The 19,996-nt window shown below is 46.9% G+C and carries 18 protein-coding genes; 9 read left to right on the forward strand and 9 right to left on the reverse strand.

Annotation, left to right across the window (positions count from 1 at the left end):
- Positions 1-44 precede the first annotated feature (44 nt).
- Complete coding sequence (iolA, locus tag ACXN9U_RS18410) at positions 45-1,508, reverse strand: methylmalonate-semialdehyde dehydrogenase (RefSeq protein ID WP_489202010.1); 1,464 nt, start codon at positions 1,506-1,508, stop codon at positions 45-47.
- A gap of 441 nt (positions 1,509-1,949) precedes the next feature.
- On the opposite strand from iolA, the gene ACXN9U_RS18415 reads away from it, so the two are divergent.
- From ACXN9U_RS18415 to ACXN9U_RS18425, 3 genes are all read left to right on the forward strand, one after another.
- Positions 1,950-2,705, forward strand: a complete 756-nt coding sequence (locus tag ACXN9U_RS18415; protein ID WP_016937417.1) for a DeoR/GlpR family DNA-binding transcription regulator — start codon at positions 1,950-1,952, stop codon at positions 2,703-2,705.
- Between the two features lie 84 nt (positions 2,706-2,789).
- Positions 2,790-3,722 (forward strand): aldo/keto reductase, encoded by a 933-nt coding sequence (locus ACXN9U_RS18420; protein ID WP_060963876.1) that lies wholly within the window; start codon positions 2,790-2,792, stop codon positions 3,720-3,722.
- A gap of 125 nt (positions 3,723-3,847) precedes the next feature.
- Entirely contained in the window at positions 3,848-5,236 is a 1,389-nt protein-coding gene (locus tag ACXN9U_RS18425; RefSeq protein WP_060963875.1) for a sugar porter family MFS transporter, read from the forward strand.
- Positions 5,237-5,279: 43 nt separating this feature from the next.
- On the opposite strand, the gene htpG is transcribed toward ACXN9U_RS18425, so the two are convergent.
- Positions 5,280-7,160, reverse strand: a complete 1,881-nt coding sequence (htpG, locus tag ACXN9U_RS18430; RefSeq protein WP_060963874.1) for a molecular chaperone HtpG — start codon at positions 7,158-7,160, stop codon at positions 5,280-5,282.
- 547 nt (positions 7,161-7,707) lie between these two features.
- Between htpG and ACXN9U_RS18435 the strand changes: the two genes are divergently transcribed.
- Positions 7,708-8,529, forward strand: coding sequence for an SDR family oxidoreductase (locus ACXN9U_RS18435; protein WP_489202011.1), 822 nt, complete (start codon positions 7,708-7,710; stop codon positions 8,527-8,529).
- 54 nt (positions 8,530-8,583) lie between these two features.
- Here ACXN9U_RS18435 and ACXN9U_RS18440 read toward each other — a convergent pair whose 3' ends face one another.
- The 4 genes from ACXN9U_RS18440 to ACXN9U_RS18455 form a co-directional block, all read right to left on the reverse strand.
- Entirely contained in the window at positions 8,584-9,183 is a 600-nt protein-coding gene (locus ACXN9U_RS18440; protein ID WP_060963871.1) for a response regulator transcription factor, read from the reverse strand.
- Positions 9,180-10,316, reverse strand: coding sequence for a sensor histidine kinase (locus tag ACXN9U_RS18445; protein WP_060963870.1), 1,137 nt, complete (start codon positions 10,314-10,316; stop codon positions 9,180-9,182). The genes ACXN9U_RS18440 and ACXN9U_RS18445 overlap by 4 nt, the downstream gene beginning before the upstream one ends.
- Before the next feature lie 118 nt (positions 10,317-10,434).
- Entirely contained in the window at positions 10,435-11,484 is a 1,050-nt protein-coding gene (desA, locus tag ACXN9U_RS18450) for a Delta(5) desaturase DesA (RefSeq protein WP_060963869.1), read from the reverse strand.
- A 248-nt stretch (positions 11,485-11,732) separates the two neighbouring features.
- The gene (locus tag ACXN9U_RS18455; protein ID WP_060963868.1) at positions 11,733-12,890 is read right to left on the reverse strand and encodes a TetR/AcrR family transcriptional regulator; all 1,158 of its coding nucleotides are present in this window, start codon (positions 12,888-12,890) and stop codon (positions 11,733-11,735) included.
- 141 nt (positions 12,891-13,031) lie between these two features.
- Here ACXN9U_RS18455 and ACXN9U_RS18460 point away from each other — a divergent pair, with 141 nt between their 5' ends.
- Entirely contained in the window at positions 13,032-14,369 is a 1,338-nt protein-coding gene (locus tag ACXN9U_RS18460; RefSeq protein ID WP_060963867.1) for an aldehyde dehydrogenase family protein, read from the forward strand.
- 38 nt (positions 14,370-14,407) lie between these two features.
- Here ACXN9U_RS18460 and ACXN9U_RS18465 read toward each other — a convergent pair whose 3' ends face one another.
- Positions 14,408-15,628: a PQQ-binding-like beta-propeller repeat protein gene (locus tag ACXN9U_RS18465; protein WP_101605591.1), complete on the reverse strand. Its 1,221-nt coding sequence runs from the start codon at positions 15,626-15,628 to the stop codon at positions 14,408-14,410.
- Between the two features lie 130 nt (positions 15,629-15,758).
- Positions 15,759-16,181: a DUF5391 family protein gene (locus tag ACXN9U_RS18470; protein WP_060963865.1), complete on the reverse strand. Its 423-nt coding sequence runs from the start codon at positions 16,179-16,181 to the stop codon at positions 15,759-15,761.
- Positions 16,182-16,325: 144 nt separating this feature from the next.
- On the opposite strand from ACXN9U_RS18470, the gene ACXN9U_RS18475 reads away from it, so the two are divergent.
- The 3 genes from ACXN9U_RS18475 to ACXN9U_RS18485 all read left to right on the forward strand — a co-directional run bounded on the left by ACXN9U_RS18475 (position 16,326) and on the right by ACXN9U_RS18485 (position 18,407).
- Positions 16,326-16,637, forward strand: a complete 312-nt coding sequence (locus ACXN9U_RS18475) for an ArsR/SmtB family transcription factor (RefSeq protein ID WP_015240918.1) — start codon at positions 16,326-16,328, stop codon at positions 16,635-16,637.
- 78 nt (positions 16,638-16,715) lie between these two features.
- On the forward strand, positions 16,716-17,882 hold the full coding sequence (locus tag ACXN9U_RS18480) for an MFS transporter (RefSeq protein ID WP_060963864.1): 1,167 nt from the start codon (positions 16,716-16,718) through the stop codon (positions 17,880-17,882).
- A 69-nt stretch (positions 17,883-17,951) separates the two neighbouring features.
- A complete protein-coding gene (locus tag ACXN9U_RS18485) occupies positions 17,952-18,407 on the forward strand; it encodes an RDD family protein (protein ID WP_060963863.1) in 456 nt (151 codons plus the stop codon).
- A 36-nt stretch (positions 18,408-18,443) separates the two neighbouring features.
- Here ACXN9U_RS18485 and ACXN9U_RS18490 read toward each other — a convergent pair whose 3' ends face one another.
- Positions 18,444-19,130 (reverse strand): VOC family protein, encoded by a 687-nt coding sequence (locus tag ACXN9U_RS18490; protein ID WP_489202012.1) that lies wholly within the window; start codon positions 19,128-19,130, stop codon positions 18,444-18,446.
- A 300-nt stretch (positions 19,131-19,430) separates the two neighbouring features.
- Between ACXN9U_RS18490 and ahpC the strand changes: the two genes are divergently transcribed.
- Positions 19,431-19,994, forward strand: coding sequence for an alkyl hydroperoxide reductase subunit C (gene ahpC, locus ACXN9U_RS18495; RefSeq protein ID WP_004393188.1), 564 nt, complete (start codon positions 19,431-19,433; stop codon positions 19,992-19,994).
- Positions 19,995-19,996 lie beyond the last annotated feature (2 nt).

A 19,996-nucleotide genomic window follows, 5' to 3' on the forward strand; every position in this document is an offset into this window, starting at 1 on the left:
AAAAGAAAACCCGGACGGAATCACAAAGCCGTCCGGGCCGGCTGTCAATTGAAATCAGGAGACGGATATCGTGCCGTCACGACTTTTTTACGTGTATAAAAGTCGACGCTGTCTTTTCCGTTTGCGTGCAGTGTGCCGAAGAAAGAAGACTTCCAGCCTGAGAATGGAAAGAATGCCATCGGCGCCGGGACGCCAAGGTTGATCCCGAGCATTCCCGCGTCAATATTCTCACGGAAGTAGCGGATTGCGTTCGCATTTGAAGTGAACAGGCAGGCGCCGTTCGCAAATTCAGACTGGTTGGCGATGTCAACCGCTTCTTTTAAGTTTTTCACACGCATGACCGACAGAACGGGCGCAAAGATTTCATCTTTCCAGATCGTCATATCCGTCGTCACGTTGTCAAAAATCGTCGGTCCGACGAAATAGCCGTCTTCCGTTACATTTTCACGGCCGTCACAAAGAAGTCTCGCTCCCTCTTCGATGCCTTTTTCAATATAGCTGTGCGTACGCTTCTTGTTGTCCTCGCGGATGACCGGGCCTAAGAACACGCCGTCATCCAGTCCGTTTCCGAGCTTGATGTCCGCGGCCTTTTCCTGTAATTTCGCCATAAACTCATCGGCGATTCCCTCTTCAACCGTCACAACCGCGCATGCCATACAGCGTTCTCCTGCCGAACCGAATGCCGCGCCGATAATGTTTGTGACCGTATCCTCAAGGTGGGCGTCATTTAATACGATCGTGTGGTTTTTCGCCCCCGTTAACGCCTGCACGCGTTTCAAATGTTCGCTGCCTTTTTTGAAAACATACTCGCCGACAGGTTTTGAACCGACGAATGAGATGGCTTTAATCTCCGGATGCTCAAGAATGCCGTTTACGACGTCATGCGCGCCGTGCACGACATTGAAGACGCCCTTCGGCAGACCGGCCTGTTCAAACAACTCTGCCAGTTTTTCCGTTAACAGCGGCGTGCGCTCAGACGGCTTCAAAATGAACGTGTTTCCTAACGAAATCGCCATCGGGAACATCCAGCACGGGACCATCATCGGGAAGTTGAACGGTGCGAAGCCGCCGACCACCCCGATCGGATAGCGGTAGTTCGCCGCTTCTACATCTGTGGCGATAGAGGCAAGTGAATCGCCCATCATGAGTGACGGCGCGCCTGCTGCGAATTCGACGTTTTCAATTCCGCGTCCCACTTCACCGAGTGCTTCTGTCGTGTTTTTACCGTTTTCCAAAGTAATCAGGCGGGCAAGCTCTTCTTTGTTTTGCTGAAGAAGCTGCTGATAGTTAAATAGAATTCTCGCGCGGCGCGGCACTGCCGTCTTTGACCATGTTTTAAACGCTTCTGACGCTGAGCGGACGGCGTATTCCACATCCTCCCGCGTAGAAATCGGAACCTGGCACATCACTTCTTTTGTAGCCGGATTGACAACGTCTTCATATTGATCTGTCTTACTTTCAACCCATTCACCATTGATGTAGTTTTTCAGTTTTCTGATCTCTGCCATGCTCATTGCCTCCTTAAATAGTAAACATCCTGTTCAGCTGGTAATAACGGATGAATATATTCATCTTTTACATACAAAAGACATGAATTAAACGCTTACAAATGCTAAAATGATGGTGTCTCCCATCTTCCCATGTAAAAGTTGGTCATGTACCGAACCAAGCAAACGGTTACATCTATCATTTTTGATCTTGCGGGTTACATTTTGGTCATTTCTTGGTTACATTGTAATCCCCACACCACTTCAAGTCAATCTAAAAAATCAAAATTTTTTCACTATTTTTATCATACCTTTTTGGATCGGGAAAACAGGAACTTGAAGAACGGTGTCAAATCGTACGGGAGATCCATCTTTTTTATCATTTGTTAAGTAACTATTGATTAACTCTTGGTGTTTATTATATATTTTAATTACTTTAAGAATTCTAGAAGGAGTTTTTTTATGAAACTGATGCGGATTCAGGAGATGGAAGAATACATTCTCAAACACGGAGCTACTTCGCTGGATGAGCTGTGCGAGGTTTTCAACGTCTCTAAAAACACGGTCAGACGCGATATTAATAAGCTTGCGGAAAAAGGGGTGATCAAAAAGGTGTACGGCGGCGTGACGTCAGCAGAAAAATCCATGCTCGTCCCTTTTGAGAACCGCACCATTCAACATCAGGATGAAAAAATCAAAATCGCCCGCTATGCGTCACGGTTTATTGAGGATCACGATCTTGTGTTTATTGATTCCGGCACGACGACCAAATCGATGCTGGAGACGCTTGATCCGGATAAGAATGTGACGGTGCTGACGAACAGTCTTGATATTATTAACGCCGCTTCATCCATGAAAAATGTCGACCTGATCATCATCGGCAGCAACTACAAGCGGAAGACAAGGTCATTTGTCGGCATTGATGATCCGAGCACCCTCAATAAATACAATATTAACAAGGCGTTCATGTCCGCTACCGGGACAACGATCACCCACGGCCTGACGAATTCCGACTTGCTGGAATACGAGGTGAAAAAGAAAATTTCCGAAAAGGCGAACGAAGTGTATCTGCTCGCAGACCATTCCAAATTCGGCAAATCCACGCTTCTGACATACGCGCCTTTCGACCGGCTTCACAGCATCGTCACTTCTCAGCAGCTTGATGAGGAATATACAAAGTATTGTCAAGAGCACCAAATCGACATTCACTTGGCATAGCGTTACAATTAATAGAGAATGCGCTGCCGTATTTTTCCGGCAGGCGCTGTGATATCCTAATCTAGTTTTTCAGGGGGCGAAAACATGAGCAAAGTAACAATCGGCAAAACTGACCTACAAGTATTTCCGATCGGTTTGGGAACAAATGCGGTCGGCGGACACAATCTCTATCCGAATCTGAATGAAGAGACGGGAAAAGAATTGGTCCGGGAAGCGATTAAAAGCGGCGTTACCATGTTAGATACCGCCTATATTTACGGGGTGGGCCGTTCTGAAGAATTAATCGGCGAGGTGCTGAAAGAATTTAACCGCGAGGATGTCTTCATCGCCACAAAAGCCGCGCACAGAAAAGAAGGCGATGACTTTGTTTTCGACAACTCACCGGCCTTTTTGAAACAATCAGTTGAAGACAGCCTGAAACGTCTGCAGACTGATTACATTGATTTATTCTACATCCATTTCCCGGATGAGCACACACCGAAGGACGAAGCCGTCCAAGCATTGAATGAGATGAAAAAAGAAGGAAAAATCCGTTCCATCGGCGTCTCCAATTTCTCTCTGGAGCAACTGAAAGAAGCCAACAAAGACGGCTTAGTCGATGTGATTCAAGGGGAATACAACCTGCTGAACCGTGAGGCGGAAAAGACTTTCTTCCCTTATACGACAGAACACAGCATCTCATTCATCCCGTACTTCCCGCTTGTATCCGGACTGTTAGCCGGCAAATACGACGAGAACACCACCTTCCCTGAAGGCGATCTGCGCAATGATCAGGCGCATTTCCAAGGGGAGCAGTTTAAAGAAAACATCAAAAAAGTCAACCAGCTCAAACCGATTGCCGAAAAGCACAATGCCGACACGGCGCATATCGTGCTTGCCTGGTATTTGGCGAGACCTGAAATCGACATCCTGATTCCGGGCGCCAAACGCGCGGATCAATTAAAAGACAATATGAAAGCAGCCTCCATCACGCTTTCTGCGGAAGAAATCGCGTTTATCGACAAGCTGTTTTCCTAAGAAAAAAGAAACACGCCTTTTAAAAGGGCGTGTTTTTTTTAAAGGTTTATATTTTTTTCACAGGGGAATGAAATAGTTATCTAAATAAACTATTATGCGTTCCAAAAAGATGAGGAGGATCATCTGTGAAGAAAAACACCAAAAAATATCTGATTTACTTTTTCGGAGCATTAGGCGGGCTGCTTTACGGTTATGACACCGGCGTGATTTCAGGGGCTTTGCTTTTTATCAACAATGATATTCCTTTAAACACGCTGACTGAGGGATTGGTCGTCAGCATGCTGCTGCTCGGTGCGATTTTCGGGTCCGCTTTAAGCGGGACATGCTCTGACCGATGGGGCCGGAGAAAAGTCGTCTTCGTCCTTTCACTCATTTTCATTATCGGCGCGCTTGCCTGCGCAGCTTCGCAAACCGTCACCATGCTGATCATCTCACGTGTCATTCTCGGTTTAGCCGTCGGCGGTTCAACGGCGCTTGTTCCCGTTTATCTTTCTGAGATGGCTCCGACAAAAATACGCGGAACGCTTGGCACATTGAATAACTTAATGATTGTAACCGGAATTTTACTCGCATATATTGTGAATTACATATTCACCCCATTTGAAGCTTGGCGCTGGATGGTCGGTCTCGCCGCAGTACCGGCGGCGCTGTTATTAATCGGAATCGCGTTTATGCCGGAATCGCCGAGATGGCTCGTCAAACGCGGCCGTGAACAGGAAGCCAGACAAGTCATGGAAATGACGCACGACAAAGAGGATATCGCCGTTGAATTGGCGGAAATGAAACAAGGTGAAGCTGAGAAAAAAGAATCTACGCTCGGCTTGCTGAAAGCAAAATGGATCCGCCCTATGCTGCTGATCGGGATCGGCCTCGCCATCTTCCAGCAGGCGGTCGGTATCAACACGGTGATTTACTATGCGCCGACCATCTTTACAAAGGCCGGACTCGGCACCTCGGCGTCCGTTCTCGGCACAATGGGAATCGGTGTCTTAAACGTCATCATGTGTATCACCGCCATGATCTTAATTGACCGGATCGGCCGGAAAAAACTGCTGATGTGGGGAAGCATCGGCATCACCTTGAGCCTGGCGTCATTATCAGCCATTCTCCTTCTGGCAGGCCTATCAGCTTCTACGGCTTGGCTGACCGTGCTGTTTCTCGGAATCTATATCGTCTTTTACCAGGCGACATGGGGTCCCGTCGTATGGGTCCTGATGCCGGAACTGTTCCCGTCAAACGCACGCGGAGCTGCAACCGGATTTACGACATTGATTCTGTCGGCAACAAACCTTGTCGTTTCACTGGTATTCCCGCTTATGCTGAGCGCCATGGGCATCGGCTGGGTATTCGGAATTTTCTCAGTCATCTGCCTCACATCCTTCTTCTTCGCCGCTTACATCGTTCCTGAAACGAAGGGCAGAAGTTTAGAAGAAATTGAAACGCACTTGAAAAAACGGTTCTCCTTAAAGAAGCGCAGCAAACAAAATCAAATTCTTAAACAGCGCACGCTGTAATAAAAAAAGGAATCGCCCCCGACGGGCGATTCCTTTTTTGGCGTCATACCATGACTTTGCAAATATCATTCGTAAATTCGACCGGATCATGGATCGGCAGCCCTTCAATCAGCAGCGCCTGATTGTAGAGAAGATTTGTGTATAAAGCAAGCTTTTCCCGATCTTGTCCGTGCGCGTTCTTTAACGTCTCAAACACTTCGTGATTCGGGTTGATTTCCAGCACTTTTTCCGCTTTGACCTGCTGGCTGTCAGGCATGGCGTTTAACACTTTCTCCATTTCGATCGTCACTTCGCCGTCTGTCGCAAAGCAGACCGGATGAGATTTCAAGCGTTTTGATGCTCTGACATTCTTGACTTTATCCGCAAGAATGTCTTTCATGCTTTCAAACAGGTCTTTATATTCGTTTTCTTCGGCTTCAGTCTGCTTTTCATCTTCGTCACTGTCGATGCCTAAGTCGGCGCTAGATACGGATTTGAACTCTTTTTCCTCATAGCTTGTCAGCATTTTGATCGCGAATTCATCAATATCTTCCGTGAAATATAGAATCTCGTAGCCTTTGTCCGCCACCATTTCAGTTTGCGGCAGCTTTTCAATCCGCTCATATGAATCGCCGGACGCGTAATAGATATATTTTTGATCCTCAGGCATTCTGGACACATATTCATCCAGTGTGACGAGCTTTTTCTCCTTAGAAGAATAGAAAAGAAGCAGGTCTTTTAATACGTCTTTATTCGCGCCGAAATCATTGTAGACGCCGAATTTCAGCTGTCTGCCGAAAGATTCATAGAAAGATTCGTATTTTTCCCTTTTGTTCTTCAGCAGGCTCTTCAGCTCGGCTTTGATTTTTTTATTGATGTTTTTCGCAATCAGCTTCAGCTGGCGGTCATGCTGCAGCATTTCTCTGGAAATGTTCAGCGACAGATCTTCAGAATCCACCATGCCTTTTACAAAGCTGAAATGATCCGGAAGCAGGTCGGCGCATTTATTCATGATCAGCACGCCGTTGGAATACAGCTCCAATCCTTTTTCGAATTCCTTCGTATAATAGTCAAACGGCATGTTTTCCGGAATAAACAAAATCGAATTGTAGCGCACCGCTCCATCGACGCTGATGTGCACGTGGGTCAGTGGTTTATCGAGGCCGTAATGCTTTTCAGCGTAAAAAGCCTCGTAATCCTCATCCGTCAGCTCGCTTTTGTTTTTTCTCCAGATCGGCACCATGCTGTTGACCGTCTGTTCTTCCTGAACCTCTTCAAACTCGTTCTCGCTGCCCTCTTTCGGCTTGTTGACCGTCTCTTCCATTTTGATCGGGTAGCGGATAAAGTCTGAGTACTTTTTCACGATCGCTTTGATGCGGTAGTTTTCTAAAAACTCATCATAGCTTTCATCTTCTGTGTTTTCTTTTATTTTCAGGGTGATTTCCGTACCGACGGTTTCCTTGTCACACGGCTCGATCGTGTAGCCGGCAGCCCCTTCCGACTCCCATACATACGCCTCGTCACTGCCGAGCGCTTTACTTTTCACCGTGACCTTATCAGCCACCATAAACGCCGCATAAAAACCGACGCCGAACTGGCCGATAATGTCATGGCCGTCTTTCGTGTCATTTTCTTGCTTGAAAGCGAGTGAACCGCTTTTCGCAATCGTTCCGAGATGCTGTTCAAGCTCGTCTTTTGTCATCCCGATACCGGTATCTGTGACAGTGAGCGTTCTCGCCTCTTTGTCCGCCGTCACTTTTATGTAGTAATTGTCTTGATCAAACGTTAAAGAATCATCGGTTAGCGCTTTGTAATAGATTTTGTCAATCGCATCACTCGCATTGGAAATTAACTCTCTGAGAAAAATTTCCTTCTGCGTATAAATGGAGTTAATCATCATATCCAGCAAACGCTTGGATTCTGCTTTAAACTTTTTTTTCCGCACTTCAGATCTCTCCTTTAATTATGCTTTGATGGTATGTAAAATCTTTTCAGCATCTATTTATCATATGCGGTGACAATTGTCAACTGAATCAGCAGATGCATATATTGTAAATTTAACATGTTAATGGATTCATTTCACCCATTTTATCAATAAAAAAGAGAGAATGCTGATCATCCTCTCCTTTCTTCTTCTTTCCAGCGGCCGAATTCCTTCTTCATCCATATGTATGACGGGTAGAAAAACAAACTAAATAAGAGAAGAGATCCCATGTTTCGCAAAGACTCATGCAGAACATTTCTTAAAGTAAGAGGAAATGTGATGTCATGAGAAAAAATAGAGATAACGATGGAAATACCAAATCATAGAGGAACAACGGTATAACAATAAAACGCTATCTCCTTTTTATGCTGTATCTTCAAAATATGTAAGCCTCCCAATGATGTATATACATAATATTAACATATTTAATAGGTATTTAGAAATGGGGGTCTATATGTTTATCCCCCTATTCAGCGGGAACAGATATAGAAAAAGGAGGAATCGCATTATGGGAAGATTAACAGACAAAACCGCAATCATCACAGGGGCCGCGACAGGCATCGGACAAGCGACGGCACGGGTTTTCGCCGATGAAGGCGCCCGCGTGATCTGCGGTGACATCAATGAAAGCGAACTGAATGAAACCATCAGCGCCATCAGAAAAAACGGCGGAGAAGCAGAGGCCTTTCATCTTGATGTATCAGACGAAGAAAACGTAAAGTCTTTTGCAGACGGCATTCAGCAAAAGTACGGAACAATTGATATTCTTTTTAACAATGCCGGTGTTGACCAAGAGGGCGGGAAAGTCCATGAATACCCGGTCGAGCTGTTTGACCGGATCATCTCCGTCGATTTGCGCGGCACATTTCTGTGCAGCAAATATCTCATTCCGCTTATGCTCGAAAAAGGAGGCTCCATCATTAACACCTCCTCCATGTCAGGCCGGGCCGCAGACCTTGACCGCTCCGGCTATAACGCCGCAAAAGGCGGAATTACAAACCTGACGAGAGCGATGGCCATTGATTACGCCCAAAGCGGAATCCGCGTCAATTCCTTATCGCCGGGCACGATTGAAACGCCGCTCATTGATAAATTAGCAGGCACGAAAGAAGACGAAATGGGCGAGGCGTTCCGTGAAGCCAACAAATGGATCACGCCGCTCGGCCGGCTCGGAAAACCGGAAGAAATGGCGGCTGTCGCGCTCTTCCTCGCTTCAGACGACAGCTCTTACGTCACAGGAGAAGACATCACGGCAGACGGCGGCATCATGGCATACACATGGCCGGGGAAAATGCTGATTGATAAGAAGTGGAAGGAAGAGACAGAGTGACGGCGAAAAAGAAACAAGCCAGTGCAAAAACACTGGCTGAACAAGGAGGGCTGGTTACTTAAACCAGCCCTTTTCCTTTGAGCGGGTAATGGCCTCAATTCGATTTTTCACTTCTAATTTATCCAGAATCATCGAAACGTAATTGCGGACTGTACCGCTTTTGATGCTGAGGGCATTTGCAATTTCTTTCGTGTTTTTTCCGTCTGCGACGAGTTCGAGCACCGCTTTTTCCCGTTCAGTCAGCGGGTTTTCTTCACCATAGATATCCTCCATTAATTCAGGGGCGTAGACGCGCCTTCCTTTCATAACGCTGCGGATGGCGCTGACGAGCTCCTCACTCGGGCTGTCCTTGAGCATGTAACCGCTGACGCCCGCTTTTAGCGCCCGCTGAAAATAGCCGGAGCGGGCAAAGGTCGTCAAAATGATAATTTTCACATCACTGTCCTTGAGTTTTTCCGCCGCCTCAAGACCTGATACCCCGGGCATTTCAATATCCATCAGACAGATGTCAGGCGCATTTTTTTCCACGAAGTCGATCGCATCCTGGCCGCTTGTGCCTTGGCCGACAACCGTCATATCCTCTTCTAAATTCAACAGCGAACCGAGTGCGCCAAGCAGCATTTGCTGATCCTCGGCAATGAAGATGTTGATCATCTGCTACCATCCTTTTCTTTTGATTTTGAATCATTCGGGATTCTCATGGTCAGCTTTGTTCCGGCAGCTGTATCGATGGCTAAACTGCCATTCGCGAATTCAAGCCGTTCTCTCATTCCAAGCAGGCCGTGCCCCTTTGAAAAAAAGCGGTCTTCTCTGCATTGAAAGCTGCCGTCGTCTTCTACCGTAATGACAGCCTCTTTCCAAAGCTGCTGAATGGTGATGCGGCATACTTTGGCGCCGCTGTGTTTCACGACATTGGTGACGGCTTCTTTAATGCACATGCTGACAATGTTTTCGTTCAGCAAAGAGATATGTTTTGGCGCTTCTTTTTCTTCATACACAAATTCAATTCCTGCCGCTTCAAGAATTTGCCGAACATTGCCGAGCTCATCCTTCAATCGGATGCCTTTCATCGACGAGACAATTTGTCTGACCTCATTTAAGGAGGAGCGGGCCGTCTCTTGAACGCTTTTCAGTTCAGTGCGGGCCTGTTCAGGGTCCTTGTAAATCAGCTTTCGGGCAAGGTCGCTTTTCAGTCCGATTAAGGAGAGCTTTTGTCCAAGTGTATCGTGAAGGTCCCGGGCAATGCGCTGCCTTTCTTCCAGCTTCACAAGATCCGCGATTCGTTCATTTGCATATTCTAATTTCTCCTCAAGGCGCTCTCGTGCCTTTCTGCTTCGAATGCTGAGCGGGAGGAGGATGGCACTGATCAGAGTGATGACGATAAACGGGATTTGCGTCAAAAACCAGTCTTTTTTCAGAACAAGGCTGAAGTTGACGGCAATCGCCGCGCTGATGATATGAATGTAATATAAGATGTAAAATGGAACTTTGTCCCGGATATGGCCGATGAAGTAGGCAATAAAAAAAGCGAAATAAATATAGCTGAACAGCAAGACTGAACCGGTCGATATGCCGATCAGAAGAAGCGCCCATAAGTAAACCGGCCAGCCTTTTGCAACAAATGCAAAGCGATACGCGCCAAAGAAAACAAGTGTGAAAATGACGCCGGACACCATTACAAAGGTAGAAGAGCTCTTGAAAATAAAATAAAAGGGCAAGATGAAAAAAATCGTCCATATATAAGGAGAAATCCCATTCAGTTTTTGAAATTTAAAATATTTCTTCATCCTTATTCCACCTTCTGCCGCTTGTGTCTACCATCACTTTACCAAAACGCCGCCTTTATTGCATCCTCACACATAAAGAGCAGGCCCTTTCTGATAAGAGAAAGAGCCGCGCGCCATATCAGGCATTTTTCTTTAAACGTTCTTTCGGCACCTGCTTGGGCGGCGGTGTTTTCCGCGCCTCCCGAAAGGTGACAAATTGCTTTTCATCCTCATCCCACAGACGGAATTTCATGGATTCAAGACTTGTTTTAAGCGTAATGGTCGGTACGTTTTTTAAAGGTTCATGCCCCTCGTGAGCCGCTTCCAGCTTGTAATTCGGCACTTTCGGGCTTAAGTGGTGGACATGATGGTAGCCGATATTGCCTGTCAGCCATTGCAAAAGCTTCGGAAGCTTGTAAAAGGAGCTTCCTTCTACCGCGGCCTGCACATAGTCCCAATGCTCATCGGCTTCAAAATAAGAATCCTCGAACGTGTGCTGGACATAAAAGAGCCAGACGCCGATTGACCCCGAAATAAGGAAAATCGGACCCTGAACAAGCAAAAAGTTTTCCCAGCCGACAAGCAGGCATGTTGCAGCAGCCAATAAGACAATCGCCGCGTTCGTGAAATAGGTGTTCCAGCGTTCCTTGCGGCGGGCGCCTTTTACATTGAAACGGTTTTTAATCAGAAATACGTAAATCGGGCCGAGAATAAACATAATAAACGGATTGCGATAAAGTCTGTAGCGTACTTTTGTCCAGGCTGACGCTTCGTTGTATTCCTTAACGGTCATCATCCAAATATCGCCTGTTCCCCGTTTATCTAAGTTGCTGCTTGTCGCATGATGAATGGAGTGGCTGCGCTGCCATTGAGAGAACGGAAACAGTGTCAGCACACCTGAAATAAACCCAAACAGCCGGTTCAGCTTCTTTTGTTTGAAAAAGGATTGATGGCAGCAGTCGTGGAAAATAATAAAGATTCTTGTCAAAAATCCCGCTGCTATAACAGTAAAGGCGAGGGTTAGAAGATAGGAGACATTGAGGCTGAAGTAAGCAAGAAACCAAAGGGCAAAGAACGGTACAAACGTGTTGAGAAGCTGAATGACACTATGCTTTGTATCGGCACCGGAAAATGCGGCAACCTGCTTTTTTAAAGACGCTTGTTTTTGAGTTGCGGCGTGATTGATCATGAATGTCATGTCCCTTCTTTTTCATTATGATCCCAAGTATAACGGGGCGCCGGACGCTTTTGTAGTAGCAGCCATCATGCCCCGAATATGACATTTGTCATGTTTGGCAGCAGAAATGCTGATCTGGCGTCATATGACAGGTTTCTTTTTTTATAAGGGATCAAGCCGGACACTTCATAACGGCACTTCTCGAAGAAAACAGAAAAAAAAAGAACTCCGCCTGTTTTGGGAGTTCTTTTTCATCATCTTCACAGCAAAATCACCCGATACTTCTTCACATCCAAAAACTGCAGAAACTCCCGGGCCAGCATGTCCGGCGCGTGGTCTTTTCCTTCATGAAGGCGATATTGAATCAAGCCGACAAGCATGGACGCGACATAGTATGCATAGAGCTTTTTGCCCGCCTGAATGTGCAGAGGCTGATGAAGATAAAACGATTGCAGCGCTCTGAACATTTCCGGGATGACGTCAGGCACTCCGGAACCCTCTCTCAGAAAATGGACGAGCGGCATGCCGTCGGACAGTGCGGAAAAGAGCCGGACGAGCGCGGCTTCCGCTTCTTCCATGGAGCAGTCAGCAGGATCTCCCTTTACCGTCAATAATCCGATCAGCTCCCGGCATGATTGGTGGATGATCGTTTTCAGCAACGCTTCTTTGTTGGCGTAATGGTCATAGAAAGTGGCACGGCGCAGGTTGCTTTTACGGGCAATATCGGAAATCGTAATCGCCGCGTAATCCTTTTTTTCCGCTGCTAAGCCGATCATAGCCTCTTGCAAGGCCTGCCTCGTCCGTGTCACCCGCCGGTCGGCGGGCTTTTTTTCTTCTTGTTCCGGCACCCGGCGGCCGAACAGCCAGTAAAACCGTTTTTGAGAAATCAAATCCCACACCTGCCCGCTGATCGCTTCCGGTGATGCCCCGGGCTCCTCATTCAGCCAGTACAACACAATGGCATACGTGTATAAAGAGCGGTAATGAATGTACATATCCTGTTCGGTCGGTGAGAAATTTGCATTCACCGGTGACAAAAGCACATCATGCCGGAATACATCTTTAAAAAAAGCATGAAAGTGAAAATACGGCATTTTATGACGATCCATCATCGTTTGGAAAAACGCCCGATGCCGGTCAACAAAAGACAGGGTCGGATGCACTTTTTGCCAGCCGCCATTTAAATGAAGCACATCTTTATGCTTCAGCGAATCGTACAGCGCTTCACTCAGCCCGTCCTTCATTTCTTCCGCTATATCTTCTAAAATTGCATATTTATCCTCGTAATAAAGGTACAGTGTCCCCCGGCTCACGTGCGCCCGTTCGGCGATATCCTTCATGGTCACACGGCGGATATCCCGCTCCCTAAGCATAACCAAGAGCGCTTGTTTGATGTCAGTTGTCACAGAATCCGGCATAAGAGACACTCCTTTCATTAGACAGATCACCGCAATTTGTACGGTAACGTATAGATGCGTTTACGCTGTCTTTGCCGCAAAATCACATCACACTATAATAGGCCCTGAAGAAACAAAAAAGCAACCAGAGGAGGAAGACCGATGGATCAGCATATAAAAGCAGAAATCAAACGCGTCTTTGAGCTTCAGAAAAAAAATCAAAAAACACTGCGTGCTTCAACAGCCGGGCAGCGCAAAGAAAAGCTTCAGCGCTTTTTAGATGCCGTCACCGCTCATGAAGAAGAAATCATTGAGGCGATCAGACGGGACGTCCGCAAGCCTTATCATGAGGTGAAAAGAGCGGAAACGCAGGGAACGATCAAGGCGATTAAAGATAATATGAACAATCTCGACACCTGGATGGCGCCGAAACGCGTCGGCTCATCCGTCAGCCCGGACGCTGACGGCGTATTAATGTACGAGCCAAAAGGCGTCACTTTAATTCTCGGCCCATGGAATTATCCGTTTATGCTGACGATGGCTCCGCTTGCCGCCGCCATTGCAGCCGGCAACAGCGCGATTGTGAAGCTGTCTGATTTTACGATGGAGACGAGCCATATTGCCGCGACAGTCATTCGCGAGGCATTTCATGAAGAAGAAGTCGCCATTTTTGAAGGTGAGGTTGATGTCGCGACAGAACTGCTCGACCAGCCGTTTGACCACATTTTCTTCACCGGCAGCACGAATGTCGGCAAAATCGTCATGACGGCAGCGGCGAAGCACTTGTCGTCCGTCACGCTTGAGCTTGGCGGAAAAAGCCCGACGATCATTGACAGCGGCTATGATTTAATGGACGCGGCGAAAAAAATCGCCGTCGGCAAATTTGTCAATGCGGGACAAACATGTATCGCTCCTGACTATCTCCTTATGAAGGAAGATGTACAGGACACCTTTACAGATCTCCTGCAAACCATTGTCAATGCAGGTTTTATGGAGGATGATCATACGGTTGACCGCAATAAATTCACGCAGATTGTCAATGAGCGCAACTTTAACCGTGTCAAAGCTCTATATGATGATGCCATTGAGAAAGGGGCGAAAACGGCCTTCGGCGGCGTATTCGATGCACATGACCGCACGATTTCTCCGACCGTGCTGACAAACGTCACGCCCGATATGAAGATTATGCAGGAGGAGATTTTCGCACCGATTCTGCCGATTATGAATTACGAAGATATCAGTGAAGCCGTTGATTACATCACTGACCGGGACAAGCCGCTTGCCTTATATGTATTCAGCCGTAATCAGGAGCTGATCGATTATGTTCTGCAGCACACGACGTCCGGCAACGCTTCTATCAATGATGTCGTCGTTCATTTCACTGACGTTAACCTTCCGTTCGGCGGCGTTAATACGAGCGGAATCGGTTCATATCACGGTGTGTACGGCTTTAAAGAATTTTCTCATGAAAAAGGCGTATTTATTCAAGCCTCTAAATAAAAAAAGAATCCGCGCAGATGACGCGGATTCTTTTTTTATTATTTTGTTGCCCCGAATGCGAGCAGTTTCGTAAAAGTGCCGACGTAAAGCGTGCCGTCTTCAGCCAGAACCGGGGAGGAAATGACATTGCTGTCTGTTTGATAGCGCCATTTTTCATTACCGTCAGCGTCAACCGCATAGACGTTTTTATCGTCAGAGCCGAAGTACACATTGCCGTCTGCATCAATCAGCGGCGCCGTTCTCACAGGCCCGTCCGTATAGAAAGACCAGTTCATATTACCGGTTTTGCTGATGGAAAACAGTTCGCCGCTTCCGGAACCGATATACACATTGCCGTTATGGTCAATCGCTAATGAAGAACTGGAGAAACCGTTTAACGGGAACGTCCATTTTACAGCACCCGTTGATGTATAGGCGTATAAGCTGCCGTCTTGGTTTCCGGCGTAAACGGTGCCGTCTCTGTCAATAACCGGATAGCCTTTAAATCCGTTGGACGTCGATTTTGACCATTTCACTTGGCCCGTTCCGGAATTGATCGCATAAAAGATATTATTGTACGTTGCCGTATACAGCGTGCCGTTTGACGCTAACACGGGAGCAGAGCCGACCACGCCGTTTGTTTTAAACTTCCACTTTTGCGTCCATGTCGAAGGCGACGTCGGTTTAATCGCATAGATATAGTTATCCAGCGTCGACACATACAGCGTGCCGTCAGATCCGATAGCCGCATCAGAACTCGGCGCTGCGCTCAGCGGAACTGAAGTTAAAATGTTTCCGGTTTCTTTGTCGATGAAATACAGTTTTTTATCGTGAGAAGGAAGATAAATGACACCGTTTGTTCCGAGCACCGGAGTCAGCGTATAGGTTGTCCCGAGGTTTTCCGTCACCCATTTCACAGAACCGTCCGGATGATATGCCGTCAGCTTCCCGTCTTTTGATTGAATAAATACGGTGCCGTCCCCGTCAACCGCGGCTCCCGCACCGTTTTGAGGATTGGCCGGAACATTCTTTTCCCATTTTAATGCGCCATCGGCAGTGCTTGTAAACCGGCTTTCTCTTGACCAGTTGAACATCGTCGGAGACATGGCCTGCGCGTCATACCGTCCCGTCAAGAAACCGGATGCCGCATGATTTTGTTTAAATACCGTTTCCGCAGCTTGAGCAGCCGCCGGATGCAGCCATTTTGCCCCCGGCAGATCAGAAACCGCTCCCACAGATAAAGCCGCAGCAACCGCAGCGCCGGCTGCTAATGTTTTCATTCGAAGTGAAGCCGTCTTTTTTTTCAATGTCAGTTCCTCCCGTTTCTATTAAAAACTGCTATACCGCTATAATCATACCATAATCATCCTATGAAATATTTGTATTTTCGGCAGATTTATAGAACAAATGTCACATAGCCTGCTGCTGATGTTTCGGAGAGGAACGAAACGCGGCAATGTACCATATCACATTGACGATAAAAGCCGCGCCTGACCATGCGAGAGGACCGTAATAAAGAGACAGCTCCTGCCCTAAGGAAATGGCGGCCAATAGCGCCACCAACAAGACAGCCGCGCATATGATAAGCCCGATTCCGCAAAAAACGGCCATGATGATTTTCATGACACGAACACCGAGAACATACATAATGAACGGGACCGCATATATCACAAGGATCTGACCGACGGCGGCCCACATGCCTGCGGAGTTAAAACGATTCGCGTTCGGCCCCGTTTCTGCAAGCGGAGAAAGCGAGACGATGACCGGCAACAGACAAAACATCAGAGCGGAAAGCAAGGTCACCGCGATCGTACCTTTTTTCTTTTGATTCAAGTGAATATCCTCCTGATAAATACCCGGATTTTTTACCGGTAATCTGATAATATGTTATATTTTAACACGGTTTTTACTTATTTTGAGAAGCATTTCGTTAAAAAACGAATTTACAAATCCAGAAAAATAGATATAATAAACGTTATGGAACCGATATTGATTCATAAAGCGTTATCTAACAAAACACGAAGTGATATTATGACATGGCTTAAACACCCGGAGGACCATTTTGATGAAAGGCCTTATCTTGAGCAGGGCCTCAGTTTCCGCACCGGAATTTGCGTCGGTGATATTCAGGCAAAGTCGGGGCTTGCGCAGTCCGTCATCTCCAGCTACCTGCTGACCATGCAAAAAGCCGGCCTGCTGGAATCTGAACGAATCGGAAAGTGGACCTATTACAGAAGGAACGAAAAACAAATTAAAGCCTTTGCTGACTATGTTCAGCACCAGCTATAACCATGAAAGGAGGGCTTTTTTCGTTCTAACATATCTATTTTTCTGTATATGTAGTTATAAAAGGAGGTATACATAACAATGAAAAAAAGCAGTTCCATCTTCATTCTTTTTTTGGCCCTAGGGGTTTTCGGGATTATTACGACCGAGATGGGCATCATCGGGGTTCTTCCGCAAGTGGCGGACAGATTTCAAATGACCGCTTCAAAAGCGGGGTGGCTTGTCAGTATTTTCGCATTCATCGTCGCTGTGTCGGGACCGTTTTTGACCTTGCTTGCTTCAGGTATAAACCGGAAATACATTCTGCTTTTGGCGGTGCTGATGTTTGCCGTTTCTAATGCGGTCTACGCGTATACGGCGCATTTCAGTGTCATGCTTGCGTTTCGGATCATTCCGGCCTTATGCCACCCCGTGTTCTTTTCTGTAGCGCTTGCGGCCGCGGCCCGCCTTGTTCCCGCCGCCCAATCCGGAAAAGCCGTAACGAAAGTATTTTCAGGCATCACCGCCGGCTTTGCGTTCGGCGTCCCTTTCACGTCCTATCTGGCTGAGCGTCTCTCCCTTGAATCAGCCTTCCTATTCGGCGCGATTGTCAGTCTCATCGCGTTCACGGGCATTCTTCTCTTTTTGCCATCCATGGCGGTCACAGAAAAAATGTCTTTCAGAAGCCAGCTCGGCATCCTTCGCAAACCGGCCTTGTGGCTTAATATCGCTGCCGTCACCTGTCTCTTTGCGGCCATGTTTTCTGTCTACAGCTATTTTGCGGAGTACCTCGGACGTGTGTCGCATATGAACGGCACATGGGTCAGCTTCATGCTGATGAGCTTCGGGGTGATTATGATAGCCGGGAATTTCGTCTTCGGCGCTTTGTTATACAAAAATATGAAAAAGACCGTCATCCTGTTTCCGCTTCTTTATACAGCCGCCTACTTGCTCATATACGGGTTTGGGGCGTCTTTCGCACCGATGGCCGTCCTTGTCTTCGTATGGGGCGCCGTTCATTCCGGCGGGCTCATTGTGAGTCAGACTTGGCTTACTGCGGAAGCAAAGGAGGCCCCCGAATTCGGCAACAGCCTGTTTGTCTCCTTTTCCAACCTCGGCATCACCATCGGAACGGCGGCGGGAGGCTGGTTTATTTCACATTTGGGAATCCATCAGCTGATGTGGTGCGGCATCATATTTGCCCTTCTGGCTTTTGGACTGATCATGGGACGCTTAGCATGGGGAAAGAGGCCGCTCGCAGAAGCTTAAGCTCCGTTGCAAAATCCGGCATGATTACTTATAATATGGCAGATTAAAGCAAGGGAGAGAAAAAGATACATGGAAAGACCGGCAGGATTTTGGATTCGGTTTCTGGCTTACGTCATTGATCAGATCATCATAGGAATTCCGATTTTTATCATTCAATTTGCAGTCACTTTTTTATTTGCGGCAGGCGTTGCGGCGGCTGACCCCTTCATGACCGAAAATCAGTTTAACATCTCTTTTCTGGTGTTCGGCGTCATCCCGATTCTTGTGAGCTCTTTTGTGATCAGTATCTTATATTTCAGCCTGCTCACGGCCTCAAAGATGCAGGGGACACTGGGAAAAGCATTGCTCGGCCTTAAGGTCGTCAATGAAGATGGCGGACGCATTTCCATCGGCCAGGCCTTCGGACGCGCTTTCGCTTATATCATATCTAAGGTCATTCTTTATATCGGTTTCATTATGGGTGCCTTCGGAGAGAAAAAAGCGCTGCACGACATCATGTGCAGCACCCGGGTTGTTTATAAATAATGTCCTTAAGTCCGGGCCTTTTGAGCCCGGGCTTTTTTATGACGGCTGCGCCCGCTTGATGTCAATGCCGCCTTTTCCGTCAGCCTCAATGCGGATCGTCCCGTTCACAATGACAGACAGCGGATGAAACTCCGCATGCTGATCAGAAAAAATCCAGCGGCGCCCGTTCCGCCCTAAAAGCAAAAACGCCCCATCATTGTAATCACCCATAAAATGAAACCCGTTCTCCTTAAGAGGCGCGCCGTCTCTCACCGGTATACCGAAATGCTGCAGCTCCTTCCCCGTCGATACCACCTCGGCAGCCGTCAGATTCACCTCGCCGATATTCAGGACGGACTCAATCGAAAAACGTTCCGCGCTTGCCGGTGACGTGTCTCTCGCGATGAATTCCGCCACATTGTTGGACGGATCTTTGAAATAAAAGGAACGCGCATGTATATGAGAGAAATACACCTCATCCTCGCCATCTTCCGTTTGAAAAACGACTTTATCCTTCATCCATGCCTTCGCCTCATCAAAACGATTATTCGGAATGTTAAACGCGAAATGATACGTCGGATGAGATTGAGAATCGGTGCGCCTGAATTCCAATTTGCTTTCTCCCGCCCTGATTGTAAACGAATCATCGGACTGATCCGCTAAAGAAAAACCCAACACCCTTACATAGAAGTCTTTCGTCTCCTCTAAAGCACAACTGTACAAAGTAATGTTATTTATTTGCATGATCATACCCCCTTTGGTTTATACTGCCATATAGAGGGGTTGATTTCCCACCATTTCGTTTCACCAATTGAGAATCCCCCTTTCGCCTGGCGCTAAACATGATAAACAGCGCCAAACCGCTTATACCAAGCGATTTTTAACGTTTAAAGCAAAAAAAGCAGAAAATAATACCTCATATAGCTTGACAAAAAATAAATGTTATTTAATAATCTATATATAATTAGAATTATTATTGAAAGATAAAGTGAATGCTTTGTCTTTTTAATATATTTTAAAATCACATTTCAGGAGGAAGATATTATGTCTTTAATCGGAAAAGAAGTACTGCCATTCGAAGCAAAAGCTTTCAAAAACGGTGAATTCATCGATGTAACAAACGAAGATTTGAAAGGTCAATGGAGCGTTTTCTGCTTCTACCCAGCAGATTTCTCTTTCGTTTGCCCGACTGAGCTTGAAGATCTTCAAGGACAATACGCTGCACTGAAAGAATTAGGCGTTGAAGTATACTCTGTTTCTACAGATACTCATTTCGTACACAAAGGCTGGCATGACAGCTCTGAAAAAATCGGCAAAATCACTTACGCAATGATCGGTGACCCATCTCAAACGATCTCCCGCAACTTCGACGTTCTTGACGAAGAAACTGGTCTTGCTGACCGCGGAACATTCATCATCGATCCTGATGGCGTCATCCAAACAGTTGAAATCAATGCAGGCGGTATCGGCCGTGACGCAAGCAACCTTGTAAACAAAGTAAAAGCAGCTCAATACGTTCGTCAAAACCCAGGTGAAGTCTGCCCGGCTAAATGGGAAGAAGGCGGCGAAACACTTACACCTAGCCTTGATTTGGTAGGTAAAATCTAAGG

Source organism: Bacillus sp. BACIII, from assembly GCF_057836745.1.

What these genes read in the sequence shown, in the direction of transcription:
- ACXN9U_RS18465 (WP_101605591.1), bottom strand. Translation starts at nt 15,628, where the DNA reads ATGAAAACATTAGCAGCCGGCGCTGCGGTTGCTGCGGCTTTATCTGTG.
- iolA (WP_489202010.1), bottom strand. Translation starts at nt 1,508, where the DNA reads ATGGCAGAGATCAGAAAACTGAAAAACTACATCAATGGTGAATGGGTT.
- ACXN9U_RS18460 (WP_060963867.1), top strand. Translation starts at nt 13,032, where the DNA reads ATGGATCAGCATATAAAAGCAGAAATCAAACGCGTCTTTGAGCTTCAG.
- ACXN9U_RS18445 (WP_060963870.1), bottom strand. Translation starts at nt 10,316, where the DNA reads ATGAAGAAATATTTTAAATTTCAAAAACTGAATGGGATTTCTCCTTAT.
- ACXN9U_RS18485 (WP_060963863.1), top strand. Translation starts at nt 17,952, where the DNA reads ATGGAAAGACCGGCAGGATTTTGGATTCGGTTTCTGGCTTACGTCATT.
- ACXN9U_RS18480 (WP_060963864.1), top strand. Translation starts at nt 16,716, where the DNA reads ATGAAAAAAAGCAGTTCCATCTTCATTCTTTTTTTGGCCCTAGGGGTT.
- ACXN9U_RS18435 (WP_489202011.1), top strand. Translation starts at nt 7,708, where the DNA reads ATGGGAAGATTAACAGACAAAACCGCAATCATCACAGGGGCCGCGACA.
- ACXN9U_RS18420 (WP_060963876.1), top strand. Translation starts at nt 2,790, where the DNA reads ATGAGCAAAGTAACAATCGGCAAAACTGACCTACAAGTATTTCCGATC.
- ahpC (WP_004393188.1), top strand. Translation starts at nt 19,431, where the DNA reads ATGTCTTTAATCGGAAAAGAAGTACTGCCATTCGAAGCAAAAGCTTTC.
- ACXN9U_RS18455 (WP_060963868.1), bottom strand. Translation starts at nt 12,890, where the DNA reads ATGCCGGATTCTGTGACAACTGACATCAAACAAGCGCTCTTGGTTATG.
- ACXN9U_RS18440 (WP_060963871.1), bottom strand. Translation starts at nt 9,183, where the DNA reads ATGATCAACATCTTCATTGCCGAGGATCAGCAAATGCTGCTTGGCGCA.
- ACXN9U_RS18490 (WP_489202012.1), bottom strand. Translation starts at nt 19,130, where the DNA reads ATGCAAATAAATAACATTACTTTGTACAGTTGTGCTTTAGAGGAGACG.
- desA (WP_060963869.1), bottom strand. Translation starts at nt 11,484, where the DNA reads ATGATCAATCACGCCGCAACTCAAAAACAAGCGTCTTTAAAAAAGCAG.
- ACXN9U_RS18415 (WP_016937417.1), top strand. Translation starts at nt 1,950, where the DNA reads ATGAAACTGATGCGGATTCAGGAGATGGAAGAATACATTCTCAAACAC.
- ACXN9U_RS18475 (WP_015240918.1), top strand. Translation starts at nt 16,326, where the DNA reads ATGGAACCGATATTGATTCATAAAGCGTTATCTAACAAAACACGAAGT.